The sequence below is a fragment of the Streptomyces sp. NPDC005898 genome, from assembly GCF_040629635.1.
GTDB lineage: Bacteria > Actinomycetota > Actinomycetes > Streptomycetales > Streptomycetaceae > Streptomyces.
In genome coordinates this window covers 92517-118871 of sequence record NZ_JBEXWC010000012.1, presented here as the reverse complement: position 1 = coordinate 118871, position 26355 = coordinate 92517, and the positions used below count along the sequence as shown (strand labels likewise).

Sequence of the window (26355 nt, the reverse complement as noted above, 5' to 3'; positions counted from 1 at the left end):
GACTCGCGGCGGCGCGTTTCCCGGTGCGCCGGCAACGGCATGTGCTACGGTGCGAGCAGTACGTGTGTACGCCCCGGTTCGTCTCAGGGCGCCCGTACTCCTCTTCCAGCTCCCCTTCTCGGGGTCTTCCAGGCCGATCGGGCCTTCTCCCACACTGCTCATCCGGCAGTTCCCGGCGTTCGCCGCACGGATCACCCGATGTTTGGATCACCTGTCGTACGGAGCACCCGACGTACGGGGCGTGGTCATCGCCGCCCCGCAGGGCCCCCTCATTGCCCGTCCGCGAAAGGACCACTCACATGACCGCCACCGCGACCGCACCGGTCTCGCGCACCGCGTCCGCCACCACCGCCACCACCGCGCCCATCACCTGCACCGGCGTCCTCGACATCGCCCGGGACGGCCGCGGGTTCCTGCGCGGCAAGGGGTGCCTGCCGGCCTCCGACGACGTCCAGGTCCCCGCCCCCCTCGTCCAGCGCCTCGGGCTGCGCACCGGCGACTTCGTCGAGGGCGAGTGCGCCGGGCGGGCCCGCACCCTCACCGGCGTGCACCGCGTCGGCGGACACCGGCCCGAGGCCCTGCGCGGGCGGCCCCGCTTCGGGGAGCTGACGCCGCTGCACCCCCGCGAGAGGCTCCGCCTGGAGTCCGCGGGCGGCGGCGTCACCGGGCGCCTCGTCGACCTCGTCGCCCCCGTCGGCAAGGGGCAGCGCGGTCTGATCGTGGCGCCCCCGAAGACCGGCAAGACCATTCTGCTCCAGCAGATCGCCGCGGCGGTCGCCGAGAACCACCCCGACTGCCACCTCATGGTCGTCCTGCTGGACGAGCGGCCCGAGGAGGTCACCGACATGCTGCGGTCGGTCCGCGGCGAGGTGTACTCCTCGACGTTCGACCGCCCCGCCAAGCAGCACATCGCGCTCGCCGAGCTGGCCGTGGAGCGCGCCAAGCGCCTGGTCGAGCAGGGCCGGGACGTCGTCATGCTCTTCGACTCGCTGACGCGGCTGTGCCGGGCGTACAACAACGCCGCCTCCAGCGGCGGCAAGACCCTCAGCGGCGGCGTCGACGCCACCGCGATCCAGGGGCCCAAGCGGCTCTTCGGCGCCGCGCGGCTCGCCGAGGAGGGCGGCTCCCTGACGATGCTCGCCACCGTCCTCGTGGACACCGGCTCGCGCGCCGACGACTACTACTTCGAGGAGCTGAAGGGCACCGGCAACATGGAGCTGCGCCTCGACCGCGTCATCGCCGACCGGCGCCTCTTCCCCGCCATCGACATCACCCCCTCCGGCACCCGCAGGGAGGAACTGCTCCTGACGGACGACGAGTTGACCGCCGTACGCGGGCTGCGGCGGGCCCTGGTCGGCAGGGACAGCCACGCCTCTCTGGAGACGGTGATCGAGCGCATGAGGAAGACCCCGGGCAACGCCGCGTTCCTGCGGCAGGTGCAGCAGACCGTGCCGGGGGCGGGCAGCGCCGGCGCCCAGACGGGGAACGGCGCTACGGCCGCGTGACGTGCACGCGGTAATCCCCGCCGTCCGTCACGTCCGCCACCGTCACCCGCACCCCCGCCCGGCGGTCGGTGAAGGTCTCGCCGGGGGCGTAGGGCGCGTCGGAGAGTTCCGCGTGGACGTTGGGCCGACGGGTGCAACCGCCGCTGTCCGCCGCCGAGTCGGCGACCGTGACCGGGCCGTGGCCGGTGTCGACGTCCGCGTCCACCCGGTAGACCAGGACGCCCGGCTTGCAGACCGCCTCGTCGTTGCCGCCCTGGGTACGGGCCTCTATCGCGTACCCCGTCTTCTCGGTCAGCGGGACGAACGCGAGCTTCGTGCCGCCGGAGCGGGCCAGCGGCGTCAGGACGTGCTCGGTGGTGCCGGTCCTGGCCGCGCAGCCGACCTGGTCGTCGTCGAGCCAGCCCAGCTTCCACTTGTGCCAGGCGAGCAGGTCGTTGTTGGCGCCCCAGTCCTCGCTCATGATGTCCCAGTGGCCGGCCGCGCCGCCGCCGTCCTGCGTGTAGAGGTCGGGCAGGCCGAAGACGTGGCCGTTCTCGTGCGGCAGGACCCGGTAGCCCGTCTCCTGGTAGCTGCCCGAGCCGTCGTCCTGCCGGCTGTAGACGAAGGACGCGTTGGAGACCGGCACGCCGTCGGCGACCGGCGCCTCGTGATTGCCCGCGAAGGTCACCGACAGGACCGTGTCCAGCGCGGAGGGACCGGCGTTCGGGGTGATGAGGACGTTCACCAGGTCGTACGTACGGAAGTCCACGTCCGGGTCGGCGGCGGCCACGATGTCCTCCACCAGCTCCCGGTAGCCCGGGTCGAAGGGGGCGCCGCGCTCTATCCCGTACTCCGCGAACGGCTTGGGCATCCGCAGCCAGTCGGGCACGGGGGACTCGGGGCGGTAGTCGAGGCGCCCGTAGGAGCTGGTGCGAAACCACTGCGAGGTCTGCGGGAAGAATTCCGCGAGCCGGTCCATGGCGCTGCCCTGGCCGGGTGCGTCGGAGAAGTCGACCATGAGGTTCAGGGCGCGGACGGTGCCGGTGGAGCGCGAGTAGCCGGGTGAGGTGGGCATGCCCTCCGACATCTGGACGCCCATCGTGCCGCTGATCATGCAGGGGCCGAGCGTGGCCCCGCGGGCCATCGACACCGGGCCCGCCGCGCTGGGGGAGTCCTCCATCAGCCGTCCGGTGCTCGCCGAGGTGGTGACCGCGAGGGCGAGTGCCGTGACCGATGCGAGGGCCACACCGCGACGGGCGGGGCCTATCCGGCGCCAGATCGGCTGCTGCATGCGTGGGCCTTCCACCTAGCGGCAGCCGCCGGTCCTGGCTGCACCCTGTCCGATCACCCTGTGCCGAGGGGTGCGCGGGCGCGCGCTGGGTGCGACCGATCGTGGGTATTCCGCCGATCCCCCGTGGGTATTTCCGGCGCACCAGGTGTGACGCGGGACACAGCGGTTCAGGGCCGGTGCGGGAAATATCCGGGGACCGTCTCCCCGTTTAGACCTGTGTCCGCGCGAAACGGGGACTCACTCCCCGCATCGCACCGGACGCAGGACACCGACCGCCGTCGCCGCCCGGCGACAGCCGCTCGTACAGAACGTCGATCGCCACCCGGATCGTCACCGCAAGAGTCAGCAGAGGAGCACGCCGTGGACACCGCCACCGCCCCGCAGCGCCGAGCGCCCCGCCCGCGGGCCGACGCCCTGCGCAACCGGGAGCGGATCGTCGCCGCCGCACGCGAGATGCTCGTGGAGTACGGATCCGACGTACCCCTCGACGAGATCGCGCGCCGGGCGGGCGTCGGCAACGCCACGCTCTACCGCCACTTCGCCGACCGCGCCGAACTGATCCACCAGGTCGTGCTCTACGTGACCGGCCGCGTCGCCGCCCACGCCGAACAGGGCATCGCCACGGCCGACGCCGACCCGGGCGCCGCCTTCACGGCCCTGCGCACCTTCGTCCACGCCGCGGCCGACGAACGGATCGGCGCCCTGTGCCCGATGCTGTCGGCCGCCTTCGACCACGACCACCCCGACCTGCTGGACGCCCGCGATCACCTGGAGCGGTCGATCGAGGGCCTCGTGGAGCGGGCCCGCGCGGCCGGGCAGCTGCGCACCGACATCGCCGTCGGTGACCTCATGGTCGCCCTCTCCCAGCTCGGCCGGCCGCTGCCCGGCACGGCCTGCCCGAACATGGACCGCTTCGTCCACCGCCATCTCCAGCTGTTCCTCGACGGCCTGATGGCACCCGCCCGCTCCGAACTCCCGGGGGAGGCGGCGACTTTGGAAGACCTCCGCAAGCGCTGACCCCGCCGTGCGGCGGGGCCGGCCCGGGGCCGGGTCCGCCGCCTTTTCCCACATCGTTGTTCACACTTTCGTACCGCTAGGTGGCACACCCATGTCTGCAGCAGATCCGAGACGCTGGAAAGCCCTCGTCTTCATCGCCCTCGCACAGCTGATGGTCGTCCTCGACGCGACCATCGTGAACATCGCGCTGCCCTCCGCCCAGCAGGACCTCGGCATATCCGACGGCAACCGCCAGTGGGTCATCACGGCCTACGCGCTCGCCTTCGGCGGTCTGCTGCTCTTCGGCGGCCGCATCGCCGACCTGTGGGGCCGCAAGCGCACCTTCGTGACCGGCCTCATCGGCTTCGCCGCGGCCTCCGCGCTCGGCGGCGCCGCGACCGGCGAGGCCATGATGCTGGGCGCCCGCGCCCTCCAGGGCGTGTTCGGCGCGCTGCTCGCGCCCGCCGCCCTCTCGCTGCTCGCGGTGATGTTCACCGACGCCAAGGAGCGCGCCAAGGCCTTCGGCATCTACGGCGCGATCGCCGGTGGCGGCGGCGCCGTCGGCCTGATCCTCGGCGGCTTCCTCACCGAGTACCTGAACTGGCGCTGGACGTTCTTCGTCAACATCCCCTTCGCGGTGATCGCCGCCCTCGGCGCGTACTTCGTCATCCGCGAGCCGGCCGGCACCCGCAACCGCTCGCCGCTGGACGTCCCCGGCGTGGTCCTGTCCACCCTCGGCCTGGTCGCGCTCGTCTACGGCTTCACCCGCGCCGAGTCCGACGGCTGGTCGGACTCCGTGACGATCGGCATGTTCGTGGCGTCGGCGGTGCTGCTCGCCGCGTTCGTCCTCACCGAGTCCAAGGTCAAGTCGCCGTTGCTGCCGCTGCGCGTGCTGACCGAGCGCAACCGCGGTGGCGTCTACCTCTCGCTCGGCCTTGCCATCATCGCGATGTTCGGCCTGTTCCTGTTCCTCACGTACTACCTGCAGATCGTCAAGGGCTACTCGCCGGTCAAGACCGGCTTCGCCTTCCTGCCGATGATCGTCGGCATGATCGTGGGCTCCACGCAGCTCGGCGCCCGCCTGATGACCCGCGTCCCGCCGCGCCTGCTGATGGCCCCGGGCTTCCTGCTCGCCGCGCTCGGCATGCTGCTCCTGACCCAGCTGGAGATCGGCACCTCGTACGCCGGTCTGATCCTGCCCGCGCAGCTGATGCTGGGCCTCGGCATGGGTACGGCGTTCATGCCCGCCATGTCGCTGTCCACGCACGGCGTCGAGCCCCGTGACGCCGGTGTCGCCTCCGCGATGGTCAACACCTCGCAGCAGGTCGGCGGCGCCATCGGCACGGCTCTGCTGAACACCATCGCCGCCTCGGCGACCTCCGCGTACCTCGCGGACCACGTGGCCGGCGGCGCCGACCTGAGGCTCGTCAAGGCGCAGGCCATGGTCGAGGGCTACACCAGCGCCATCTGGTGGGCGGTCGGCATCCTCGCGGTCGCCGCCCTGATCGCGGCGACGTTCATCAACACCGGCCACCAGGGCGGCCCCGCGGCCTCCGGCGACGCGCTGGAGGGCACCGAGGACGAGCTGAAGATCCCGGTGATGGCCCACTGACCCCGCCCGCTCACCCGGGCCCGGTCTCCTGGCGGAGCCCGGGCAGGGTCTCCTAGCGGAGCCAGGGGAGGTCGGCCCCCGCCTCCTTCGGCTGAAGTCCCTCGGCGACGATCGTCATGATCTCGCCGAGGGACTTCTGCTGTTCCGGGGTGAGCCGGTCGAACAGTGCCTGGCGTACGGCGGCGACATGGCCGGGGGCGGTCCTGCGCAGCACCTCGAACCCCTCGTCGGTGAGGATCGCGAGCTGGCCCCGCTTGTCGGAGGGGCAGTCCTCGCGGCGCACCCAGCCGCTCTTCTCCAGGCGCGCGACCGCGTGCGAGAGCCGGGACCGGGTGATCTTCATCGTCTTGGCCAGCTCGGTCATCCGCAGCCGCCGCCGGGGGGCGTCGGACAACTGGACCAATAGCCCGTAATACATGTGCGGCATGCCCGCGTCGCGCTGGAGCTGACGGTCGAGGAAGTCGTCGAGGAGGGTGCTCGCCTGGAGGTAGGACCGCCAAACGCGCTGTTCGTCGCCGTCCAGCCAGCGCGGTCCGCCGTCTGCGGGAGGAGTGGGTGCCATGTCCATGTACTCCACTGTACGAGGCCCTTCCTTGAACTTTGAACAAACCACGCGTACCGTCGAGCGTAAAGCTTGAGAGTTCAAGTAGATGCCTCTGTCGGCCAAAGGGGTCCCGCCCCCCCGGCCCCAAGGCCCCCACACGCAGCCCGGAGGTGCGCGATGACCCGCATGCCCGCCCTGTACCTCAGCCACGGCGCGCCGCCGCTCGCCGACGACCCCGTGTGGCCCGCCGAACTGGCCGCCTGGTCCGCCGGTCTGCCCCGCCCCCGGGCGATCCTCATGGTCTCCGCCCACTGGGAAGAGGCGCCCCTGGCCCTCGGCGCCACCGCGACCGCGCCGCTCGTGTACGACTTCTGGGGCTTCCCCGAGCGCTACTACCAGGTGACGTACGCCGCCCCGGGCGCCCCCGCCCTCGCGGACTCCGTGCGCAAACTGCTGCGCGCCCCCGGTATACCCGTGCAGGACGTGCCGGACCGGGGTCTCGACCACGGCGCGTACGTCCCGCTGGTGGAGATGTACCCCGACGCCGACATCCCCGTGCTCCAGATCTCCCTGCCGACCCTGGAACCGCGCCGCCTCATGGACCTCGGCCGCAGGCTCGCGCCGCTGCGCGACGAGGGCGTCCTGATCGTCGGCAGCGGCTTCTTCACGCACAACCTGGCCGCGCTGCGGCAGGACGGCACCCCCTCCTGGTCCGCCGAGTTCGACGCCTGGGGGAAGGAGGCCCTCGCGGCGGGCGACGTGGACGCGCTCCTCGACTTCGGCCACGCGTCCCCCGCCGGGCACCTCGCCCACCCCCGCACCGAGCACTTCGCCCCGCTCTTCGTGACCCTCGGCGCCGCCGACGCCACGGGGGACCTCGCCGGGCAGCGCAGCGTCATCGACGGGTTCTGGATGGGGCTGGCGAAGCGGTCGGTGCAGTTCGGCTAGCGCGGGCCCGCGACCGGGCGGCCGCCCGGCCACCCGAGCGGCTCACCCAGCTCGACCGCCCGCAGCGCCGCCGCCAGCGCCCGCTCATCACCGATGTCGAGCGCCGTGTCCGTGAACTTGATGACGTGCTCGTCGCCGTGCGCCAGCGCCAGCTCGGCCACCTCCGCCGCGGCGACGGAACCCCGCGGCTCGTACGCGACCGGTGCGTCCGGCGCGTACATGGCGGTGACCGCCGCCGACGCCGTCCAGGCGGCGCGCAGACTCGGCACCCACAGCGCGCGAGGGAGCGCGGGCAGGGCGCGCAGCACGGCGTTGGGGGCCGTCGCCGCGTGGACGAGCATCACCTCGTCGCCGTGGCCGTGCGTGGCGTACCGGTGCGTGGCCGCCCGGACCAGCTCGGCCAGCGCCCGCCGCGCCTGGTCGGGGTCCGTCACGGAGGCGGCCCACACCGGCAGCCCGCGCACCCGGGCGAGCCGGTCGGGGAAGCCGCCCGCCGCCCGGTCCGTGATGGGGGGCACCGCGTCCAGGGCCTCGGCGGCGCTCACGGCGCCCGGCAGTGGGGCCAGGCCGGTGACCGGGCGGTGCCGGGCGGCCCAGTAGCCGAGGCCGTGCGCCAGTTCGGCCAGGCGGGGCGTGGTCTCGCCCCCCGCCAGGGCCCGCACAGCGTGGCCCACCCGGATCACGGGGTGCGTCGAGCCCCCGCACATCCCCGGCAGCAGCACGGGCCACCACTCGGCGAGCACCTCACGCCAGGGCCGCGCGGCGATCTCCCGGCCGAAGTGGCCGATCCAGTCGGCCGCCCGGCGCGGATCGCCGAGGGCGGTGTGCCGTTCCGCGACGGTGATCGGCGCGACGGGGGCGGGCAGGTCCTCCAGCTTCGGGGCGTAGCGATCGAGCCAGCGGTGGACCGCCCCCGCCTGCCCGCGCGCGGCGAGCGCCTCGACGGCCATCGGGGCGTGGTTGGTGAGCCGCCCCAGCCGCTCGGGCCCGAAGCCGTGCAGCCGCTCGAAGGCCTCGTCGAGGATGCCCGTGGGGTCGGTCGTGCCGGCAGTGTCGCTCATGCCGGGACGGTAGGCCCCCGGCCGGGCGGCCCGTAACGGCCCGGAGACCTAGGGCGGGCCCCGTCCCGGCCCTAGGTCCGGGGGCCGGGAGGGCCGAGGGGCCGCTCGTACCAGGCGACGTCCCAGTACCGCCCGAACTTCCTGCCCACTTCCTCGTACGTGCCCACGTGCCGGAAGCCGAAGCGCTCGTGCAGGCGGACCGAGGCCGGGTTCGGCAGGGCGATCCCGGCGTAGGCGCGGTGCAGGTCCTCGCCCTCCAGGGCCGCGAAGAGCGCCGTGTACAGGAGGGTACCGATGCCGTGGCCCGCGGCGTGCGGGGCGCAGTACACGCTGACCTCCACGGAGGTGGCGTAGGCGGGCTTCGGGCGCAGCGGGCCGCTGGTCGCGTAGCCGAGCAGTCGGCCGGGGCGTGCGTCGGAACGCGTTTCCTGGGCAACCAGAAGACGGTGAGGGCCGTCTTTGGGGTGGGAGAGCAGCCAAGGGCGGCGCTGTTCCGGCAGGAAGGCGACGGTGTCGAAGGTGATGGCCGTCTCACGTACGTAGTGGTTGTAGAGGTCGGTGAGGGCTTCGAGATCGCTCTCGACCCCCGGCCTGACCTGCACCCGCGCACGTTCTGTCATCGACTGCCCTCCCCGTGTGGCGCGACAGGGTACTGCACCGTCAGGAAAAAAGAAGCGCCGCATGGGAATTCTGTCCGGATTCCAGTCGTTGTTTCCATCGGATGCAGGGCACTCGAAGGTGTGCCATCCGCCACACAGGCCCCACTGGGGCCGACACACAGCAGGCCCCGGCAAGAGGGCCGACCAGGACACCACACGCAAGGGAGCACGCATGGCAACCCGTGCCGTCGCCCGTCGTAAGTCCGCCTCCGGCGAGACCGATGCGGCACGCAGTGTTCGCGCCGTAGGCGGGGAGATCGCCGACCGCGACCTGGTCGGCATGTACCTCGACGAGATCGCGCGTACGCCGCTGCTCGACGCCGCCAAGGAAGTGGAGCTGTCCCAGATCATCGAAGCGGGTGTGTACGCCCGCAAGATCCTGGACGGCGAGGTCGAGGACAGCAAGGTCACCGCGGACCGCGAGGAGCTGGCAGCCCTCGTCGCCGACGGCGAGCGGGCCAAGGACGTCTTCATCCGGTCGAACCTGCGCCTGGTCGTCGCGGTCGCCCGCCGCTATCCGCGCAGCGGCCTGCCCCTCCTCGACCTGATCCAGGAGGGGAACGCGGGCCTGGTGCGCGCCGTCGAGAAGTTCGACTACGCCAAGGGTTTCAAGTTCTCCACGTACGCCACGTGGTGGATCCGCCAGGCCATCACGCGCTCGATAGCCGACCAGTCGCGCACCATCCGCCTCCCCGTCCACCTGGTGGAGGAGCTGGGCCGCATCCGCCGCGTGCAGCGCGAGTTCAACCGCGAGCACGGCCGCGAGCCGGAGCCCGCGGAGATCGCCGCCGAGCTGTCCTCGACGCCCGAGCGCGTCATCGACGTCCTGGACTGGGCCCGCGACCCGGTCTCGCTGAACATGGGCGTGGACGACCAGGGCGACACCCAGTTCGGCGACCTCCTGGAGGACACCTCCGCCGTCTCGCCCGAGCAGTCCGTCCTGTCGCTGCTGCGCAGCGAGGAGCTGGACGACCTGATCGGCCGCCTGGACCAGCGCACGGCCTCCATCATCAAGATGCGGTACGGCATCGACGACGGCCGCGAGCGGACGCTGACGGAGGTCGGCAAGGAGCACGGGCTCACCCGCGAGCGGATCCGCCAGATCGAGAAGCACGCCCTGCTGGAGCTGAAGAAGCTGGCGCGGGACACGGGCTTCGACGCGGTCGCCTAGGGCCTTCGCGGGGCCCCTCATCCCCCCTGCGGCCGAGGCCGCGCGCGGTTAGGCGGGGCGGACCGGGCCCTCGTCGGGGTGCCCGGCGGCCGCCCGGGTCAGGCGGCCGCCCATCTCCCGCAGGCAGTCGATCAGTTCCGGCGGCCCGTGGGCCGTGAAGTCGCAGTCGGTCACCGCCAGGCGGACCGCGAGCCACTCGACGGAGTCCGTCGCCCTGCCGCGCAGCCGGCAGCGGCCCGCGTCCAGCGGCTCGACCGCGCCGAGCGTCGACGGCAGCCTGGCCGTCACGAACTCCGCGGGCGCGGCGAACGTCACGTCGATCTCGTACGCCTCCTGCCCCCGCCACACCGACTGGCGGATGAACTCCGCGGCGCCCCCCTTCGGCAGCTCCCTGGGCACGAACCGCGCCCCCGTGGGGAAGGGCTCCGCGATCCGGTCGACGCGGAAGGTGCGCCAGTCCTCGCGGTCGATGTCGTACGCCACGAGATACCAGCGCCGCCCGGTCGAGACCAGGCGGTAGGGCTCCGTCAGGCGCCGCGACTCGGTGCCGTCCCCCGTGCGGTAGGCGAACCGCAGGCGCTCGTGGCCGGCCGTGGCCGACGCCATCACCGTCAGCGTCTCCGGCGCGATGCTCGCCCCGTCCCCGCCGGTCAGCGGCATCGTCGCGATCTGCAGCGCCGACACCCGGTGGCGCAGCCGCGCCGGCAGGACCTGCTCCAGCTTGGCGAGCGCCCGCACGGACGCCTCCTCCACGCCCTCCACCGCGTGCCCCGCCCCGGCCCGCAGCCCCACCGCGATGGCCACCGCCTCCTCGTCGTCGAGGACCAGCGGCGGCATGGCCTTGCCCGCGACCAGGCGGTACCCGCCGAGGGCGCCCTGGGTCGCCTGCACCGGATAGCCGAGGTCCCGCAGCCGGTCCACGTCGCGCCGCACCGTGCGCCGGCTCACCCCGAGCCGCTCGGACAGCTCGCTGCCGGGCCACTCGCGGGGCGCCTGGAGCAGCGAGAGCAGTTGCAGCAGCCGGATGGGCGTCTGGGCGCCCGTCGCCCCGGTCACGCGCCGGCCGCCCGGAGCAGCGGCGCGGTCCTCGTCGGACCCTCGGTCGTCGTCATGGCATCCAGCATGCCGTGGATATAGGAACTGTTATGACCTACATGCCTTCTAGCCTTCCGGCATGAGTTCTTCCCCCAGCACCCTGCCCGAAGCCCCGCCGGCGGCGGACCGGCGCCGGTGGCTCGCCCTGGCCATCGTGATGACCGCCGCCTTCATGGACCTCGTGGACGTCACCATCGTCAACATCGCGATCCCGTCGATCCAGCGGGACCAGGGCGCCACCTACAGCCAGATCCAGTGGATCACCGCCGGTTACGCGCTCGCGTTCGCCGCCGGACTCATCACGGGCGGACGGCTCGGCGACATCCACGGCCGCAAGCGGCTCTTCCTGATAGGCATCACCGGCTTCACCGTGGCCTCCGCGCTGTGCGGTCTGGCCGCCAACCCGGAGATGCTGGTCGCCTCCCGCATCCTCCAGGGCGCCATGGCCTCGCTGATGGTGCCGCAGGTGCTGTCCATCGTGCACGCGACGTTCCCCGCGCACGAGCGCGGCAAGGTCTTCGGGCTCTTCGGCATGATCGTCGGCCTGGGCGCGGTCTCCGGACCGCTGCTCGGCGCGCTGCTCACGGAGTGGAACCTCTTCGGCCTGGAGTGGCGGCCGATCTTCCTGATCAACCTGCCGGTCGGCATCGCGGGCGTCCTCCTCGGCCGGAAGTTCATCACGGAGTCCAAGGCCCCGAGGGCCCTCAAGCTCGACCTCGTCGGCGTCGTCCTGGTCACCCTCGGCATGCTGATGCTGATCTACCCCCTCACCCGCGGCCGCGAGCTGGGCTGGCCGACGTGGGGGTACGTCATGATGGCCGGCTCCCTCGTCGTCTTCGGCGCGCTGGTCGCGTACGAGAGGCACAAGGCCGCGAAGGACGGCTCGCCGCTCGTGGAGCTGTCGCTGTTCAAGGTGAAGAGCTTCGCCGCGGGCATCGCCGTGCAGACCGTCTTCGGCGTCGTGATGGGCATCTTCTTCCTCGTCTGGACCCTGTACATGCAGCTCGGCCTCGGCTGGACCCCGCTGCGCTCGGGTCTGACGGGCGTGCCGTTCTCGATCGCCGTCTCGGCGGCGGCGGGCATGTCGGTGCAGAAGCTGGTGCCCCGCTTCGGCCGCAAGGTGCTCCAGGCGGGCGCCCTGACGATGGCCGCGGGCCTGCTGGTCTACATCTGGGAGGTGGACCGGTACGGCACCGGCATCGCGCCCTGGCAGATGGCGCTGCCCCTGGTCGTGATGGGCGTCGGCATGGGTCTCATCGTGGCGCCGCTGACGGACGCGGTCCTGTCCGACGTGCCGCGCGAGCACGCGGGTTCGGCCTCCGGGCTCATCAACACCGTGCAGCAGATGGGCACCGCGCTCGGCCTCGGCCTGGTGTCGGTCGTCTTCTTCGGCGTGATCGACGAGGAGGTCGCGCCGTACCGGCTCCCCGCGGAGTTCGAGGCCGGCTTCGAGAACGCGCTGGGGTGGGCGGCGGGCGTGCTCGTGGTCATCTTCCTGCTCATGTTCGCGCTCCCGGCGAAGCCGAAGCAGCAGGTGGAGGGCGGCGCCCCCGTCGCGCCGGAGCCCGAGGCGCCCGAGCGCGAGGCCGCGCTGAGCCACTGACCCCGGGGCGCGGCCCTCTCCCGGGGCAGACCCCGCGCCGAGCGATGCCGCGCCCAGTGCCGTGCGACCCCCGTGCCCCTCAGGGCGCGGGGGTCCACGCGTTTCTCGGCCTCTGCCCTGAGCCCGCTTGTGCCCACTTCCTGCCCGAACGTGTTTACTTTCCGCTCGCCCGACCGTACTCTGCCGGGGAAACCACAAGCTCGGGCATGCGGCGGAGGCAAACGGACATGTACGCACCGGAGCGGCAGCAGGAGATCCTGCGGCTCGCACGCGACGGCGGGCGGGTGGACGTCCTGTCGCTGGCCGAGGAGTTCGCGGTCACCGCGGAGACCATCCGCCGCGACCTGAAGGCGCTGGACCGCGCCGGACTCGTGCGCCGCGTGCACGGCGGGGCCATCCCGGCCGGGCGCCTCGACTTCGAACCGGACCTCGCCGAGCGCGAGAGCACCGCCGCCGACGAGAAGGACCGCATCGCCCGCGCCGCCCTCGCCGAGCTGCCGGCCGAGGGCAGCGCCGTCCTGGACGCCGGCTCGACCGTCGCCCGGCTCGCCGCGGCCCTCCCGCTGGAGTCGACGCTCACCGTCGTCACGCACAGCCTGCCGACCGCCGCCCGCCTCGCCGACCACCCCGGCATCCAGCTGCACCTCATCGGCGGCCGGGTCCGGCGGCGCACGCGGGCGGCCGTCGACGCGTGGGCCCTGCGCGCGTACGGGGAGATCCGCGCCGACGTGCTCTTCCTCGCCGCCAACGGCTTCTCCGCCGAGGCCGGCCTCACCACCCCCGACCTCGCCGAGGCCGCCGTGAAGCGTGCCGCCGTCGCCGCCGCCCGCCGGGTCGTCCTGCTCGCGGACTCCGCCAAGCACGGCCAGGAGCACTTCGCCCGCTTCGGTGACCTCACCGACGTCGACCTGCTGATCACGGACACCGGCCTCGCCCCCGAAGACGCCGCCGCCATCGAGCGCGCGGGCACGGAAGTAGTACGCGCATGATCCTCACCGTCACCCCGAACCCCTCCCTGGACCGCACCTACGAGGTCCCCGCCCTCGACCGCGGTGAGGTCGTCCGCGCCACCGGCGACCGCATGGACCCGGGCGGCAAGGGCGTCAACGTCTCGCGGGCCGTGGCGGCGGCGGGCGTACGCACCATCGCCGTACTGCCCCTCGGCGGCGCCCCCGGCGCGCTGGTCGCGGCCCTCCTCGACGAACAGGGCATCGAGGCCGCCCCGGTGCCGGTGGCCGGGCAGACGCGTTCCAACATCGCCGTCGCCGAACCGGACGGCACCCTCACGAAGATCAACGCACCCGGCCCCGAACTGTCCGGGGCCGAGGCGACGGCCCTGCTCGCCGCCGTCGGCGAGAAGTCCGCCGGCGCCGACTGGATCGCCTGCTGCGGCAGCCTCCCGCGCGGCCTCGCCCCCTCCTGGTACGCCGAGCTGGTGGCCCGCGCCCACGCCGCGGGCGCCCGGATCGCCCTGGACACCTCGGGCCCCGCCCTGCTCGCGGCGCTCGCCGGGCGCCCGGACGTCGTCAAGCCCAACGCCGAGGAACTGGCCGCCGCCGTCGGCCGCCCCCTCGCCACCGTCGGCGACGCCCTCAAGGCGGCCGAGGAACTGCGGGCGCTGGGCGCGCGCGCCGTTCTCGCCAGCCTCGGCGCGGACGGCCAGCTGCTGGTCGACGACGCGGGCGCGCACTTCGCGAGCGCCCCGGTCGCGGCTGTACGCAGCAACGTCGGCGCCGGTGACTCCTCCCTGGCAGGCTTCCTGATCGCGGGCGGCCACGGGCCAAAGGCCCTCGCCTCCGCCGTGGCGCACGGCGCCGCCGCGGTCCAGCTGCCGGGCAGTGTGATGCCGGCGCCCGGCGACCTGCGGCCGGACGCGGTCACCTTGACGGCCGAGGTCCCGCTGGACCGCGTCCTGACGGAGCCCGCCGCGTGAACCGCCCCGCCCCCGTCCCCCCGAAAGCCCCCGCCCGCCGGGCGATACGCGTGCGAAGGAGCCCGCGATGACCGAGATGATCACTGCGGACCTGGTCGACCTCGATCTCGACCGGTCCGCGGAAACCAAGGAGGCCGCGGCGCGCTCCCTGGCCGAGCGCATGGCGGCCCTCGGGCGCGTGAGGGACCTGGACGGCTTCCTCGCCGACGTCGCGGCCCGCGAGGCGCAGATGCCGACCGGCCTGGACGGCGGCATCGGCATCCCGCACTGCCGCAGCGCGCATGTCACCGAGCCCACCCTGGCGTTCGGCCGCTCGGCCCGGGGCATCGACTTCGGGGCGCCGGACGGACCGGCGGACCTGATCTTCCTCATCGCCGCCCCGGCGGGCGCGGACGACGCCCATCTGACGATCCTGTCGTCGCTGGCCCGGCAGCTGATGGACGCCGAGTTCACGGCCGCGCTGCGGGCCGCGACGGACGCCGGGACGGCCACGGACCTGATCCGGGGCACCCGGCCGGCCGACGGGGAGCCCTCCGCACCTTCCGAACCCTCCGCACCTTCCGAACCCTCCGTGCCCTCCGCGCCCTCCGCACCTTCCGAACCCTCCGTGCCCTCCGCGCCTTCCGAACCCTCCGTGCCCTCCGCGGACCAGGAGCCTGCCGAGTCGCGGACGCGGGACGACGGGACCCCGGCGGAGCCGTTCCGCGTCGTGGCGGTGACGTCCTGTCCCACGGGCATCGCCCACACGTACATGGCGGCCCAGGCGCTGGAGAGCGCGGCCCGCGAGGCGGGCGTCGAGATCAGCGTGGAGACGCAGGGCTCGGCCGGCTTCACCCGCCTCGACCCGGCGGTCGTCGCCGCGGCGGACGGCGTCCTGTTCGCCCACGACGTCCCCGTGCGGGACAAGACGCGCTTCGCGGGCAAGCCCACCGTCGACGTGGGCGTCAAGGCCGCCGTCAACCGCCCGGCGGAACTCCTCGCGGAAGTCCGCCGCAAGGCGGCCCGCGGCGAGACGACGCCGGCGCCGGGCAAGCCGTCCCCGGTCGAGAGCGCGGGCGACAGCGACGACGGTTACGCCACCAAGCTCCGCAAGTGGCTGATGTCCGGCGTCAGTTACATGGTCCCCTTCGTCGCGGCCGGCGGCCTGCTCATCGCCCTTGGCTTCGCCATCGGCGGCTGGAAGATCGACAAGGCGCCGTCGGTCGCCGAGCACTTCATCTGGACGGAGCACACCAGCTGGGCCGCGCTGCTGTTCCAGATCGGCGGACTCGCCTTCGCCTTCCTGGTCCCGGTCCTCGCGGGCTACATCGCGTACGGGATGGCGGACAGGCCCGGCCTCGTCCCCGGCTTCGTCGGCGGATCGGTCGCCGTCACCATCAAAGCGGGCTTCCTCGGCGGGCTCGCCGCCGGCCTGATCGCGGGTGCCGTCGTCCTCGGCGTCCAGCGGGCCCGCGTCCCGGCCGTGCTGCGCGGCATCATGCCGGTGGTGGTGATCCCGCTGATCTCCTCGGCGGTGGTCGGCTTCCTGATGTTCCTCGTCGTCGGCAAGCCCATCGCCTCGCTCCAGAGCGCGCTGACCGACTGGCTGGAGGGCCTGTCCGGCGCCAACGCGGTCATCCTCGGCGTCATCCTCGGCCTGATGATGTGCTTCGACCTCGGCGGCCCGCTGAACAAGGTCGCCTACGCCTTCGCGATCGGCGGCCTCACCCACCCGACCGACGGCGGCCTCAAGGTCATGGCCGCGACGATGGCGGCCGGCATGGTCCCGCCGCTGGCCATGGCCCTCGCCACGACCGTGCGCGGGCGCCTGTTCACCGCGACCGAGCGGGAGAACGGCAAGGCGGCCTGGTTCCTCGGCGCCTCCTTCATCACCGAGGGCGCGATTCCGTTCGCGGCCGCCGACCCGCTGCGGGTCATCCCCGCCTCGATGGCGGGCGGCGCGGTCACCGGCGCCCTGTCGATGGCGTTCGGCTGCACACTGCGCGCCCCGCACGGCGGTGTCTTCGTGGTCCCGCTGATCGGGGAGCCGCTGCTCTACCTCGTCGCGATCGCCGCCGGCGTCGGCGTGTCCACGCTCGTGGTCGTCCTGTTGAAGAGCGCCCGCAAGGCGACGCCCGTGGACGCCACGACCGAGGCGCGGACGGCGGCCGGGACGGACGCCACGGAGCGGGTGCCGACGGCCGTCTGACCCAGGGGGGTGGTGCGACGTGCGTCACTTCGGGACCTAAGCCCCATAAGCCCCCTGTCGGAAGTCCCCTCCCTTGTTGTCTACTGGGCCGCATGTTCCGGGATGTCTCGATCGTTCAGCAGCTGGGCGTGGCCGTGCTCGCCGTGGCGACCGCGGTCTGGGCCGTCGGCCTGGTGCGGGTGATGCGCAGGGAGCACCCCCAGGCAGGGGCGGGGCGCCAGGCCCACGGCCTGGGCGTCCTGCCCGGCCAGCAGGGCCCACCGCACTGGGAGAGCGTGGAACTCACCTCGGCCGAACGGGCCGCCTTCGCCGGTCTCGTACGCCAGTTCGGCGAGCGGCGTCCTTAACCCGCCGCCGTGTTCCCGGCTCTGCGCTCCATCGCGGCGCGGGCCGCCTCCTGGGTCGCGTACACCTCGCACATGTGGCGGCCGTCGGGGGTCAGGGTGTGCTCGACCTCCCACAGGCTCACCTCGCCGCCGTCGAAGAGCAGGAACGCGTGCTCGTAGAGCGCGAAGCCGGGACGCGCCCCGCCCGTGGGGGCGGGGCGGCCGAACGCCTGCGTTATCTGGTGCGCGAACGCCGAGCGCAGCAGCCGCGCGACGTCCTCGCCGGGGCGGTCCGCGTTCTCCGCGCGGCGCAGCAGTCTGCGCGCGTGGTCCGCGGAGTCGTCCGGCACGTACGTGTGGCGCGGCGCGGGGTCGGCGGGCATCTGGAGCGGCAGAGGCCGGCCGCGGTCGGGCGGATCGGGCGGCAGCGGCAGCCGCGAGGTGGCGACGCCCGCCTCCTCCTCGTCGGCGTACAGCTCGTACGTCGGGGCGCTGCCCGGCGAGGTGTTGTGCACCAGTTCCCAGAGGGTGAGCACGGACGCGTCGGCGAGGAGCCAGGTGTGTCTGTACGTCTCGCGGTGCAGGCCGGCGCTGTGGTGCGCGGAGTGCAGGGCACTGTCGTGGGCGAGGGCCGAGTCGAGGCGGGCCAGCACCTCGTCCGGCAGGTCGAAGGAGTTGAGGGCACGGCCGAGGAGTCGCTCGAGATGCTCCTCCGGGGAGTGTGGGTCGGGCGACTCGGGTGGCTCGTACGCCGTGTCGTACGGAACGCTCAAGGCTTCTCCCGGCGTTGCTGCATGTCACCTGGTGAGTGCATACCGTAGCCCCTGGGTCGGACATCATGCCCGGGAACGGGAAAACGCGCGAGCCACGTGGCAAGTTCCCACGTGGCTCGCGCGGTTGGTCCGGGCCGGCGGCGTCAGCTCGCGCTGCCCGCCGTCCACTCGCTCCACGACATGTTCCAGCCGTTGAGGCCGTTGTCCGGGGCGATCGTCTTGTCGGGCGAGCCCTTGACGGTCACGACGTCACCGATCAGGGAGTTGTTGAAGAACCAGGCGCCCATGGTGTTCGGGTCGCCCGCGCCGCGCGCGTCCTGGAGGCCGACGCAGCCGTGGCTGGTGTTGGCGCTGCCGAAGACCGAGGGCGAGCCCCAGTAGTTGCCGTGGATGAAGGTGCCCGACGTGGACAGGCGCATGGCGTGCGGCACGTCCTTGATGTCGTACTCACCGCCGAAGCCCACCGTGTCGCCGTTCATACGGGTCTGGGTGAACTTCTCGGAGATCACCATCTTGCCGTTGTACGTCGGGTTCGAGGGGCTGCCCGCGGAGATCGGGACGGTCTTGATGACCTTGCCGTCCCGCTCGACCGTCATCTTCTTGGCCTGCACGTCGACGGTGGAGACCTGCGCGCGGCCGACGGTGAAGGTGACCGTCTTGTGCTGCACGCCAGTGATGCCGTTGCCGCCCTTCACGCCGTCCAGGTCGATCTTCATGGTGACCTTGGAGCCGGCCTTCCAGTACTCCTCGGGCCGGAAGTCCAGGCGCTGGTCGCCGAACCAGTGGCCGACGACCTTCTGGCCGCTGCTGGACGTCACCGTGATGTGCGACTGGACGTCCTTCTTCTGCGTGATCGCCTTGTCGAAGTTGAAGGAGACCGGCATGCCGACGCCGACGGTGGCCCCGCCGTCCGGGGTGTAGCTGCCGATGAAGCTGTTGGCAGTGGAGACGGTGGTGAACGTCGCGTTCTCCGTCGCCGCGTTGCCCTTGGGGTCCTTGGCGTTGGCGGTCACCTTGTACTTGGTGCCGCGCTCCAGCTGGCCCTTGGGCTTCCAGGAGGTGCCGTCGCCGGAGAGGGTCCCCTCCACCGCGGCGCCGGACGTCACCGACGTCATCTTCACGCTCGTCAGCTTGCCGCCCTTGACCTTGACGCTGGTGGCGTTGATCGAGGCGTCGGTGGCGCCGTCCTTGGACGAGATGGTGATGTCGGCACCCTTGGCCGACTCGTTCGCGCCCTTCTTGTCGTCCTTGGCACCCGCGTCCCCGCCACAGGCGGTGAGGGTCAGCGCGCCCACGGCGGCGAGCGCGGTGGCGGCCAGCAGGGCACGGCGCCGGGGGTTGACTATGACTGACCTTGTCACGAGCTGCTCCAAGTACGGGTTCTGATCCAGTACGAGTAAAGAGCGGCCCGGCGTGCGGAGTAGTTCCCTCCGCCGCGTGTGAGCGCGGGCACATTTATGGCGCCCAATTCGGCCACCTGGGCGGGCATTTACCCCATGGCTGCCCCTTTGCCCCGCCCGGCGGCCGGGAAGCGAGGCCCCGGATAGAGGTCGAGGTACGCCGGGAACGCGCCGCCCGGCGTCCGCACCGACTCCGCCGCCAGCAACGCCCGCACGATCGACGCCGTCACGAGGTCGGCGCCCGCGGCGAGGATCTCGTTGAGCGCGAGCGGGTTCCCGGCGTCCAGCGGGCGCTCCCCCGTGGCGAGCGCGAAGACCGTGTCGCCGTCGTTGAGCAGGTGGACGGGGCGCACGGCGCGCGCCATCCCGTCGTGGGAGGTGCCCGCGAGCTTCTGCGCCTGAGCCTTGGTCAGGTCCGCGTCGGTGGCGACGACGGCGAGGGTGGTGTTGAGGGGCGGCGGCCCGTGCTCGGCGGCGGCCTCGGCCAGATGCCGCAGCGCCTCCTCGTGGACCTCCGGCGCGGGGTACTCGACCCGCCGCCCCTCGAAGTACCGCCCGTACAGCGCGCCCGTCCCCGGGTCGACCCCCGACCCCGCCGCGTTCGCCACGGCCAGCGCCGCGACGGTGACGCCCGAGCCGAGGCGGACGCTCGCGCTGCCGACACCGCCCTTGAACCTGCCGACCACGGCCCCGGTCCCCGCGCCGACGTTGCCCTCCACGACGGGGGTGAACGGCTCGGTGCGCGCCGCCGCCTCCACCGCCGCCCGGCCGGTCGCCGCGTCCGGCCGGGCCCGGAAGTCGCCGCCCCGGCCCAGGTCGAACACGCAGGCGGCCGGCACGACGGGCACGACGTGGGCGGGATCGGCGCCGACGCGCACCCCGCGCCCGTGCTCCTCCAGCCACGCCATCACCCCGGCCGCCGAGTCCAGGCCGTACGCGCTGCCGCCGGTGAGGACGACGGCCTCCACGCCCCGCACGAGGTTGCGCGGGTCGAGGGCGTCCGTCTCGCGGGTGCCGGGCCCGCCGCCGCGCACGTCCACGGCGGCGACGGCGCCCCCCTCGGGCGCCAGCACCACGGTGGTGCCGGTCAGCCGCCCGTCACCGGTCAGGGTGGCGTGCCCGACGCGCAGCCCCGCGACGTCGGTCAGGGAGCCACCCGCGCCGGCGGTCACCGCGCTCGCAGTCACCGCGCTCGCGGTCACCGTGCTCAGGGAGTCAGGGGCGGAGTCAGGGGTCATACGCCGATGCGTATCACGCCCGGCGGCTCGTCCGGGAGGTGAGCGTCACCCCCGTCGCGACCGTCGCCGTCGCCACGAGCCCCGCGACGAGCACCGCCCAGCGCCCGGCGAACGTACTCGCCAGCGTCGCCAACGCGCTCACCGGCAACACCATCTGCTGGGCGAGCCCCACCTTGAAGTACCGCGCGTGCAGCGCCCATACGGTGATCAGGTACAGCGCCGTCGGCACCGTGACCGCGGCGGACGCGGCCGTCGTCGACAGATGCGCCTCGCCCACGGCCTGTTCGACCGCCACCTCGATCCCGGCGCCGATCGCCGCGGCCGATCCGAGGATCACGTAGTGGCCGTATCCCCACAGGAACGCCTGGCGGTTGTCGCGCAGCAGCCCATGGGCCGGCACGACGAAGTAGATCCACCACGCGGCGAAGACGATGAGCAGACCGCCCGCGGCGATCGGCAGGAGTTCGTCCAGGGCGTCGTTCTCCTCGATGCCCGACTTCACCGCGACCGTCGCCGCCGCGATCGTCTCGCCCAGCACGATGATCGTGAAGAGGCCGTACCGCTCCGAGATGTGGTGCGGGTGCCAGGCCGTGGTGTACGTCCGCTCCGCGATCACCGGCACGCACATCTCGGCGACCGCCATCACGAGGAACAGCCACAGCCGGCCGTCCTCGGGCAGGAACAGCAGCCCCGACCAGCCGATCTGGCAGAGCACCACGCCGATCGCGTACCGCAGGGCGGTCGTGCGCTCCGCGCCCGTCGCCGCCCTCGCCGCGCGCAGCCACTGGGAGGACAGGGCGATCCGCATGATCAGGTAGCCGAGCCAGATCAGCAGGAAGTCGTGCTCCTGGCAGGCCTTGGAGACCCCGGCCGCGAAAACCAGGACGCCGGCGATCTGGATCAGTGTGACCACACGGAACAGCGCGTCGTCGTTGTCGTACGCCGAGGAGAACCAGGAGAAGTTGACCCAGGCCCAGAACAGCGCGAAGAAGACCATCGCGTAGTTGAGGACGCCCTCGCCCGCATGCCCCTCGGCGACGGCGTGCACCAGCTCCACACCGGCCTGGGCGACCGCCACGACGAAACAGAGGTCGAAGAAGAGCTCCAGCGGTGTCGCGGCCCGGTGCCGCTCCTCCCGCCCTCGCGCGAGGAGCGGCCGCAGGGGCCTGGCCGGGGCGGAGGAGTCGGAGGCGTGCGAGGGCTCGGAAGGCCGTACGGGGTCGGAGGACCGTGCGGGGTCGGGGGAGGGGGAGGCGTGGGAGCGGTGCGAGGGGTCGGGGGAGTGTGGGGAGTCGGCGGGGTGTGGGGATGACGTCATGCGGACCACAACAGCAGACGCCGCGCGCCGATCCGGGACCCGGGGGGCCCGCAGGATCCGAAGCCCTGCCGAGCTTCACGCCTTTGGGCTCGCTCGCCCGCTTCCACATGCGGCGCGGATCGCCGAGACCGAGGAGATGGGGATCTTCGCGACCCAGGGCCTCCAGGCCGTCTGACAGCCACCGCCGGACGCGGCCGACGTACCCTTGAAGCATGCCGACGTACCCTGGAGGCATGAGTACCGCCCCCGCCCCCGAATCGCGCGATCCGGAGGAGCCGAAGAAGCCGAAGAACGCGCTGATCTTCGACGATCCGCTGTCGCAGCAGTCTTCGGACGATACGGACCGAGGGTGGGGTGAGCGGGCCGAGTCGGGCGGTGGCAGCGCCGCCGACCTGGCACGCTTCCTCGACGAGAAGCCGCCCCACCACCTCTGAGCCCGGGCTACTGCTTGTAGGGCCCGGAGCCGCGCTGCGCCACCAGGGCGTCGCGGATCTCCTTGAGGACCTCCAGCTCGGAGACCTCCATGACCTCCTTCGTGCCCTCCCGCTCGGCCCGCCGGGCCGCGACCCGCGCGAGGTACTTGGCCATCGGCAGCACCATCAGGAAGTACACGACGGCCGCGGTGATCAGGAAGCTGAGGACCGCGCTCAGCACGGAACCCCACATGATGGGGATGCCGTTGACGACCTCGCCCGCGGCGTTCGTCTCGCAGGGAGACTTCAGGCACGAGCGGTAGTGGTCGAGGTCCTTGGTGCCGAAGGCGCCGACCAGTGGGTTGATGACCCCCTTCACCAGCGAGTTCACGATGTTCGTGAACGCGGCGCCGATGACCACCGCGACGGCCAGGTCGACCACATTGCCGCGCATCAGGAAGGCCTTGAAGCCCTCCCAGACGCCCGGTTCCTTCTTCTCGCTCACCACGAGGCCTTTCGTCGCACGTGCAGGTTGCGGAACAAACAACTCCGCAACCTACGCCAGAGCGTGGACGGCCTGTCCAATTCGCTCTCACGAACGAGCGACGTGACCGGGTGCCCGTACGACCGCGCACGACGCCGATCATCGCAACGTCACCGCCAAGCGGGCGTTCGCCCCTGCCCCGGCGAGCCGTGACGCCGTGTCGCGCGGCACCGAGAGCACCACCAACGCCCCGCTCTCGGCGGGCCCTTCCGGCTGTTCCGGCACCTCGGACACCCGGGCCGCGGCCGCCACCACCCGGGGCTTAGCGCCGCCCCCCGGCGTCCCCTCCACGGCGATCACGTCGACGCGGTCGCCGGGGCGCAACAGGCCCGCGGTGGTCGCGTCCGCGATGCGCACCGGCGCGCTCACCGTCTCCATGGCCCGCCCGCGCTCCCGCGAGGGCTCGGCGGACGCCGCCGGGCCAGGCGGCCGGTCCTCGCCCGGCGGCCCCGAGGACGCGAGGGCCGCCGCGGTCATCGCGAGTCCCACGGCCAGGGCCCGCCGCCGGTGGCGCAGCAGCCGGCGCAGCCGGGGATGCCCGCGGCGCACCCGCACGGGCGTGAAGTGGGGGACAGGGCAGCCGTCGGCCGGCCGGGTGCGGGAAGGGAGTTGGGTCACGACAACCACCGCCTGCGGTGCGAGGACTGGACTCTTCCGCACCCACGATGCAGGTCTGCGCCGATCCCCGCTGAGGCCCGTGGACTACCCACCGGTTGTGGACAACTCCCTCACCCGAAGGAGCAATTCCGCCCACCGCGCCCCCACGGCGCCCCCGCCGACCCCCAGCCCCAGCTGAGACCCAGTCCCAGGCCCGGCCCCCTCACGGCAACCGGAACCCCGGATCCATCCCGCCCAGCGCCCCGGCACACAGACAGTTCCGCTCCCCATCCCCCGCCCCCGGCAGCCCCGCGATGGCGTCGAACAGCACGCCCCGCAGCCGGTCCACATTCGCGGCGAACACCTGGAGCACCTCCTCGTGCGAGACGCCCTCGCCGGTCTCCGCGCCCGCGTCCAAGTCGGTGACCAGCGTCAACGACGTGTAGCAGAGCTCCAGTTCCCGTGCCAGCGCCGCCTCGGGGTGCCCGGTCATGCCCACCACCGACCAGCCCTGGGCGGCGTGCCAGCGCGACTCGGCCCGGGTCGAGAAGCGCGGTCCCTCGACCACGACGAGCGTCCCGCCGTCCACCGGCTCCCAGCCGCGTCCGCGCGCGGCCTCCAGCGCGGCGGCCCGCCCGACGGGGCAGTACGGGTCGGCGAGCGACACGTGCACCACCCGGGGCACGGTGCCGTCCGGCAGCGGCACCCCGTCGAAGTACGTCTGCGTCCGCGCCTTGGTGCGGTCCACGAGCTGATCGGGCACGAGCAGCGTCCCCGGCCCGTATTCGGCGCGCAGCCCGCCGACCGCGCACGGTGCGAGCACCTGGCGCACGCCGACGGAGCGCAGCGCCCAGAGGTTGGCGCGGTAGTTGATGCGGTGCGGCGGCAGGTGGTGGCCCCGGCCGTGGCGGGGGAGGAAGGCGACCCGCCGCCCCCCGGCCTCGCCGAGGAAGAGGGAGTCGCTCGGGGCTCCGTAGGGGGTGTCGACCTGGATCTCGGTCACGTGGTCGAGGAAGGAGTAGAGACCGGAGCCGCCTATCACGCCGATCTCGGCCCGGGTCACGTTCGCCGTGTTCACCATGGGCCGCACGGTATCCGCCTCGCGGGACACGCTGAAGCCCCCGTCCTCCGGCTCGCGGAGGCACCTCAAGCCCCGGTCCTCCGGCTCGCGGGACACGCTGAAGCCCCCGCCACCCGCCTCGCGGGACACGCCGAAGCCCCGCCGTCCGACTCGCGGGGACACGCCGAAGCCCCGCCGTCCGACTCGCAGGGACACGCCGAAGACCCCGCCATCCGACTCGCGGGGAACACGCCAAAGCCCCGCCGTCCGGCTCGCGGAGGCACGCCGAAGCCCCGTCACCCGGCTCACGGGGACACGCCGAAGACCCCGTCGTCGCGGTGGACGGCGGGGCCTTGCGGAAGAAGCCTGGAAGCCCTAGGCGGCCGAGCTCGAAGCCGACGAGGAGCCGGACGACGACGACCCGGAGGACGAGGACGACGAGGACGAAGAAGTCGAGGAGGCCGCGGCGGAAGTCGTGGAGGACTTCGTGTCGGACGTGGACTTCGACGGGGTCGTCGACGGCGTGCTGCTGGACGACGAGCCGCGGCTGTCGTTGCGGTAGAAGCCGGAGCCCTTGAAGACGATGCCGACCGCGGAGAACACCTTCTTGAGGCGTCCGTCGCAGCTCGGGCACACGGTCAGGGCGTCATCAGTGAACTTCTGCACCGCCTCGAGGCCCTCGCCGCACTCGGTGCACTGGTACTGGTACGTCGGCACTTGCTTCCTCCTGGCACTCTCACTCGATGAGTGCTAACGACGATCCATAGTGACGTATTCCGGGGGATCAGTCCACCGTGACCGGCACGCGGTGACCGACGCCACGCGCGACGGTGCGGCCCGAGTCCTTCGGGACGAGCCGCGAGCGCAGGGTCACGAGGACCGCCAGGGCCAGTGCGGTGCCGCCCAGCGGGACCAGGAACCCGGCCCCGTCCCAGAAGTGGTCCTCCAGCTGTCCCGCGACCGTGACGGCCGCCGCCTGGCCGAGCGCGACGGCGCCGGTCAGCCAGGTGAAGGCCTCCGTGCGGCCGGTCGGCGCGACCAGCTTGTCGACCAGCGTGTAGCCGGTGATCAGCGCCGGCGCGATGCAGACGCCGACCAGCAGGCCGAGGCCGGCGAGCAGCAGCGCGGAGTGCGCGGCCCACAGGCCCGAGGCCATCAGCGTCAGGGCCGCGTACGCGACCAGGAGGCGCCGCTGCGGGGAGACCTTCCAGGCGATGGCGCCGCAGACGACCCCGGAGAGCATGTTGCCCGCCGCGAACGTGCCGTACAGGACGCCGTTGAGGCCGGGCTCGCCGATGGACTCGGTGAAGGCGGCCAGCGAGACCTGCATGCCGCCGAAGACGGCGCCGATCCCGAGGAACGTGACGATCAGGACCCGCACTCCGGGGACCCGCAGCGCCGAGACGTGCTCCACGCGCGCGTGGCCCTCGTCCTGCGAGGACGGCTTGGGCTGGGTGCCCTTCTGCGCGGCGAACAGCAGACCGCCGACCAGCGTGAGCCCTGCCTCCGTGAGGAGACCCGCCGAGGGGTCCACACCGGTGCACAGGGCGGTCGCCAGGAGCGGCCCGAGGACGAAGGTCAGCTCGTCGGTGACCGACTCGAAGGCGGCCGCCGTGGTGGCCAGCGGGGAGTCCTGGAGCTTGACGCCCCAGCGGGCCCGCACCATGGGGCCGATCTGCGGCGTCGAGGCACCCGCGGGCACGGCGGCCACGAAGAGGGCCCACAAGGGCGCGTCGGAGAGCGCGAGCACCGTCAGGGCGATGACGGACGCGCTGTGGACGAGGACGCCGGGCACCAGCACGGCGCGCTGCCCGAACCGGTCGGCGAGCTTGCCGCTGAAGGGGGCGAACAGCGCCATGGAGACGCCGGTGGCGGCCGAGACGGCGCCCGCGGCACCGTAGGAGCCGGTGGTGTGCTGGACCAGCAGGACGATGGAGATCGTCAGCATCGCGAACGGCTGTCGTGCCGCGAAGCCGGGGAGCAGGAACGTCCAGGCGCGAGGGGTGCGCAGGAGCTGTCCGTAGCCCGGGCGGGATGCGGTGACCGTGGATGCCACGGCCCGTGCCTTTCTGCCGCCTGGTAGCGCCCGTGCGGGGGCGCC

At 72.8% G+C, this 26355-nt stretch carries 25 protein-coding genes; 11 read left to right on the top strand and 14 right to left on the bottom strand.

Annotated features, from left to right (window positions below):
* Positions 1 to 299: 299 nt before the first annotated feature.
* On the top strand, positions 300 to 1505 hold the full coding sequence (gene rho, locus ABZ385_RS18435; RefSeq protein WP_358912190.1) for a transcription termination factor Rho: 1206 nt from the start codon (positions 300 to 302) through the stop codon (positions 1503 to 1505).
* Here rho and ABZ385_RS18430 read toward each other — a convergent pair.
* The gene (locus ABZ385_RS18430) at positions 1492 to 2775 is read right to left on the bottom strand and encodes a M6 family metalloprotease domain-containing protein (protein ID WP_358583758.1); all 1284 of its coding nucleotides are present in this window, start codon (positions 2773 to 2775) and stop codon (positions 1492 to 1494) included. The two genes, rho and ABZ385_RS18430, sit on opposite strands and share 14 nt — an antisense overlap.
* Before the next feature lie 360 nt (positions 2776 to 3135).
* Between ABZ385_RS18430 and ABZ385_RS18425 the strand changes: the two genes are divergently transcribed.
* Entirely contained in the window at positions 3136 to 3792 is a 657-nt protein-coding gene (locus tag ABZ385_RS18425; protein ID WP_358698651.1) for a TetR/AcrR family transcriptional regulator, read from the top strand.
* A gap of 91 nt (positions 3793 to 3883) precedes the next feature.
* A complete protein-coding gene (locus ABZ385_RS18420; RefSeq protein ID WP_358583756.1) occupies positions 3884 to 5383 on the top strand; it encodes an MFS transporter in 1500 nt (499 codons plus the stop codon).
* Between the two features lie 52 nt (positions 5384 to 5435).
* Here ABZ385_RS18420 and ABZ385_RS18415 read toward each other — a convergent pair whose 3' ends face one another.
* Positions 5436 to 5951, bottom strand: a complete 516-nt coding sequence (locus tag ABZ385_RS18415) for a MarR family transcriptional regulator (RefSeq protein WP_358583754.1) — start codon at positions 5949 to 5951, stop codon at positions 5436 to 5438.
* A 162-nt stretch (positions 5952 to 6113) separates the two neighbouring features.
* On the opposite strand from ABZ385_RS18415, the gene ABZ385_RS18410 reads away from it, so the two are divergent.
* The gene (locus ABZ385_RS18410; protein WP_358583767.1) at positions 6114 to 6875 is read left to right on the top strand and encodes a class III extradiol ring-cleavage dioxygenase; all 762 of its coding nucleotides are present in this window, start codon (positions 6114 to 6116) and stop codon (positions 6873 to 6875) included.
* Here the strand turns inward: ABZ385_RS18410 and ABZ385_RS18405 are convergent.
* On the bottom strand, positions 6872 to 7936 hold the full coding sequence (locus ABZ385_RS18405) for a questin oxidase family protein (RefSeq protein ID WP_358912188.1): 1065 nt from the start codon (positions 7934 to 7936) through the stop codon (positions 6872 to 6874). The two genes, ABZ385_RS18410 and ABZ385_RS18405, sit on opposite strands and share 4 nt — an antisense overlap.
* 71 nt (positions 7937 to 8007) lie before the next feature.
* Positions 8008 to 8556 carry an N-acetyltransferase family protein gene (locus ABZ385_RS18400; RefSeq protein WP_358583751.1) on the bottom strand — a complete coding sequence of 183 codons (549 nt, stop codon included), beginning with the start codon at positions 8554 to 8556 and terminating at the stop codon, positions 8008 to 8010.
* 211 nt (positions 8557 to 8767) lie between these two features.
* On the opposite strand from ABZ385_RS18400, the gene ABZ385_RS18395 reads away from it, so the two are divergent.
* A complete protein-coding gene (locus tag ABZ385_RS18395; protein WP_358583749.1) occupies positions 8768 to 9766 on the top strand; it encodes a sigma-70 family RNA polymerase sigma factor in 999 nt (332 codons plus the stop codon).
* Between the two features lie 48 nt (positions 9767 to 9814).
* On the opposite strand, the gene ABZ385_RS18390 is transcribed toward ABZ385_RS18395, so the two are convergent.
* Positions 9815 to 10822, bottom strand: coding sequence for a WYL domain-containing protein (locus tag ABZ385_RS18390; protein WP_358583747.1), 1008 nt, complete (start codon positions 10820 to 10822; stop codon positions 9815 to 9817).
* Positions 10823 to 10940: 118 nt separating this feature from the next.
* On the opposite strand from ABZ385_RS18390, the gene ABZ385_RS18385 reads away from it, so the two are divergent.
* From ABZ385_RS18385 to ABZ385_RS18365, 5 genes are all read left to right on the top strand, one after another.
* Positions 10941 to 12464: an MFS transporter gene (locus ABZ385_RS18385; RefSeq protein WP_358583745.1), complete on the top strand. Its 1524-nt coding sequence runs from the start codon at positions 10941 to 10943 to the stop codon at positions 12462 to 12464.
* Positions 12465 to 12691: 227 nt separating this feature from the next.
* Positions 12692 to 13453 (top strand): DeoR/GlpR family DNA-binding transcription regulator, encoded by a 762-nt coding sequence (locus ABZ385_RS18380; protein ID WP_358583743.1) that lies wholly within the window; start codon positions 12692 to 12694, stop codon positions 13451 to 13453.
* The gene (gene pfkB, locus ABZ385_RS18375) at positions 13450 to 14397 is read left to right on the top strand and encodes a 1-phosphofructokinase (RefSeq protein ID WP_358583741.1); all 948 of its coding nucleotides are present in this window, start codon (positions 13450 to 13452) and stop codon (positions 14395 to 14397) included. The genes ABZ385_RS18380 and pfkB overlap by 4 nt, the downstream gene beginning before the upstream one ends.
* Before the next feature lie 67 nt (positions 14398 to 14464).
* Positions 14465 to 16585: a fructose-specific PTS transporter subunit EIIC gene (locus ABZ385_RS18370; RefSeq protein ID WP_358912186.1), complete on the top strand. Its 2121-nt coding sequence runs from the start codon at positions 14465 to 14467 to the stop codon at positions 16583 to 16585.
* Between the two features lie 92 nt (positions 16586 to 16677).
* Positions 16678 to 16932, top strand: a complete 255-nt coding sequence (locus ABZ385_RS18365; protein ID WP_358583737.1) for a hypothetical protein — start codon at positions 16678 to 16680, stop codon at positions 16930 to 16932.
* On the opposite strand, the gene ABZ385_RS18360 is transcribed toward ABZ385_RS18365, so the two are convergent.
* From ABZ385_RS18360 to ABZ385_RS18345, 4 genes are all read right to left on the bottom strand, one after another.
* Positions 16929 to 17684 (bottom strand): DUF6227 family protein, encoded by a 756-nt coding sequence (locus ABZ385_RS18360; RefSeq protein ID WP_358583735.1) that lies wholly within the window; start codon positions 17682 to 17684, stop codon positions 16929 to 16931. The two genes, ABZ385_RS18365 and ABZ385_RS18360, sit on opposite strands and share 4 nt — an antisense overlap.
* Before the next feature lie 143 nt (positions 17685 to 17827).
* Entirely contained in the window at positions 17828 to 19045 is a 1218-nt protein-coding gene (locus ABZ385_RS18355; RefSeq protein WP_358583733.1) for an Ig-like domain-containing protein, read from the bottom strand.
* Positions 19046 to 19173: 128 nt separating this feature from the next.
* Positions 19174 to 20322 carry a P1 family peptidase gene (locus ABZ385_RS18350; protein ID WP_358912184.1) on the bottom strand — a complete coding sequence of 383 codons (1149 nt, stop codon included), beginning with the start codon at positions 20320 to 20322 and terminating at the stop codon, positions 19174 to 19176.
* Between the two features lie 13 nt (positions 20323 to 20335).
* On the bottom strand, positions 20336 to 21640 hold the full coding sequence (locus tag ABZ385_RS18345; RefSeq protein WP_358700268.1) for a low temperature requirement protein A: 1305 nt from the start codon (positions 21638 to 21640) through the stop codon (positions 20336 to 20338).
* A 233-nt stretch (positions 21641 to 21873) separates the two neighbouring features.
* Here ABZ385_RS18345 and ABZ385_RS18340 point away from each other — a divergent pair, with 233 nt between their 5' ends.
* Positions 21874 to 22074 carry a hypothetical protein gene (locus tag ABZ385_RS18340; protein ID WP_358583729.1) on the top strand — a complete coding sequence of 67 codons (201 nt, stop codon included), beginning with the start codon at positions 21874 to 21876 and terminating at the stop codon, positions 22072 to 22074.
* 7 nt (positions 22075 to 22081) lie between these two features.
* Here the strand turns inward: ABZ385_RS18340 and mscL are convergent, their stop codons facing one another.
* The 5 genes from mscL to ABZ385_RS18315 all read right to left on the bottom strand — a co-directional run bounded on the left by mscL (position 22082) and on the right by ABZ385_RS18315 (position 26310).
* Positions 22082 to 22561, bottom strand: coding sequence for a large conductance mechanosensitive channel protein MscL (gene mscL, locus ABZ385_RS18335; protein WP_358912183.1), 480 nt, complete (start codon positions 22559 to 22561; stop codon positions 22082 to 22084).
* Positions 22562 to 22696: 135 nt separating this feature from the next.
* Positions 22697 to 23215, bottom strand: coding sequence for an RcpC/CpaB family pilus assembly protein (locus ABZ385_RS18330; RefSeq protein ID WP_358912181.1), 519 nt, complete (start codon positions 23213 to 23215; stop codon positions 22697 to 22699).
* Between the two features lie 202 nt (positions 23216 to 23417).
* Complete coding sequence (locus tag ABZ385_RS18325) at positions 23418 to 24275, bottom strand: S-methyl-5'-thioadenosine phosphorylase (RefSeq protein WP_358583724.1); 858 nt, start codon at positions 24273 to 24275, stop codon at positions 23418 to 23420.
* 354 nt (positions 24276 to 24629) lie between these two features.
* Entirely contained in the window at positions 24630 to 24971 is a 342-nt protein-coding gene (locus ABZ385_RS18320) for an FmdB family zinc ribbon protein (RefSeq protein WP_358912179.1), read from the bottom strand.
* Positions 24972 to 25038: 67 nt separating this feature from the next.
* On the bottom strand, positions 25039 to 26310 hold the full coding sequence (locus ABZ385_RS18315) for an MFS transporter (protein WP_358699004.1): 1272 nt from the start codon (positions 26308 to 26310) through the stop codon (positions 25039 to 25041).
* Positions 26311 to 26355 lie beyond the last annotated feature (45 nt).

Bases quoted from the DNA above. Each gene is read 5' to 3' on its own strand.
- rho (WP_358912190.1), top strand. From the start codon at position 300: ATGACCGCCACCGCGACCGCACCGGTCTCGCGCACCGCGTCCGCCACC.
- ABZ385_RS18430 (WP_358583758.1), bottom strand. From the start codon at position 2,775: ATGCAGCAGCCGATCTGGCGCCGGATAGGCCCCGCCCGTCGCGGTGTG.
- ABZ385_RS18420 (WP_358583756.1), top strand. From the start codon at position 3,884: ATGTCTGCAGCAGATCCGAGACGCTGGAAAGCCCTCGTCTTCATCGCC.
- ABZ385_RS18415 (WP_358583754.1), bottom strand. From the start codon at position 5,951: ATGGACATGGCACCCACTCCTCCCGCAGACGGCGGACCGCGCTGGCTG.
- ABZ385_RS18410 (WP_358583767.1), top strand. From the start codon at position 6,114: ATGCCCGCCCTGTACCTCAGCCACGGCGCGCCGCCGCTCGCCGACGAC.
- ABZ385_RS18405 (WP_358912188.1), bottom strand. From the start codon at position 7,936: ATGAGCGACACTGCCGGCACGACCGACCCCACGGGCATCCTCGACGAG.
- ABZ385_RS18400 (WP_358583751.1), bottom strand. From the start codon at position 8,556: ATGACAGAACGTGCGCGGGTGCAGGTCAGGCCGGGGGTCGAGAGCGAT.
- ABZ385_RS18395 (WP_358583749.1), top strand. From the start codon at position 8,768: ATGGCAACCCGTGCCGTCGCCCGTCGTAAGTCCGCCTCCGGCGAGACC.
- ABZ385_RS18385 (WP_358583745.1), top strand. From the start codon at position 10,941: ATGAGTTCTTCCCCCAGCACCCTGCCCGAAGCCCCGCCGGCGGCGGAC.
- ABZ385_RS18380 (WP_358583743.1), top strand. From the start codon at position 12,692: ATGTACGCACCGGAGCGGCAGCAGGAGATCCTGCGGCTCGCACGCGAC.
- pfkB (WP_358583741.1), top strand. From the start codon at position 13,450: ATGATCCTCACCGTCACCCCGAACCCCTCCCTGGACCGCACCTACGAG.
- ABZ385_RS18370 (WP_358912186.1), top strand. From the start codon at position 14,465: ATGACCGAGATGATCACTGCGGACCTGGTCGACCTCGATCTCGACCGG.
- ABZ385_RS18365 (WP_358583737.1), top strand. From the start codon at position 16,678: ATGTTCCGGGATGTCTCGATCGTTCAGCAGCTGGGCGTGGCCGTGCTC.
- ABZ385_RS18350 (WP_358912184.1), bottom strand. From the start codon at position 20,322: ATGACCCCTGACTCCGCCCCTGACTCCCTGAGCACGGTGACCGCGAGC.
- ABZ385_RS18345 (WP_358700268.1), bottom strand. From the start codon at position 21,640: ATGACGTCATCCCCACACCCCGCCGACTCCCCACACTCCCCCGACCCC.
- ABZ385_RS18340 (WP_358583729.1), top strand. From the start codon at position 21,874: ATGAGTACCGCCCCCGCCCCCGAATCGCGCGATCCGGAGGAGCCGAAG.
- ABZ385_RS18325 (WP_358583724.1), bottom strand. From the start codon at position 24,275: ATGGTGAACACGGCGAACGTGACCCGGGCCGAGATCGGCGTGATAGGC.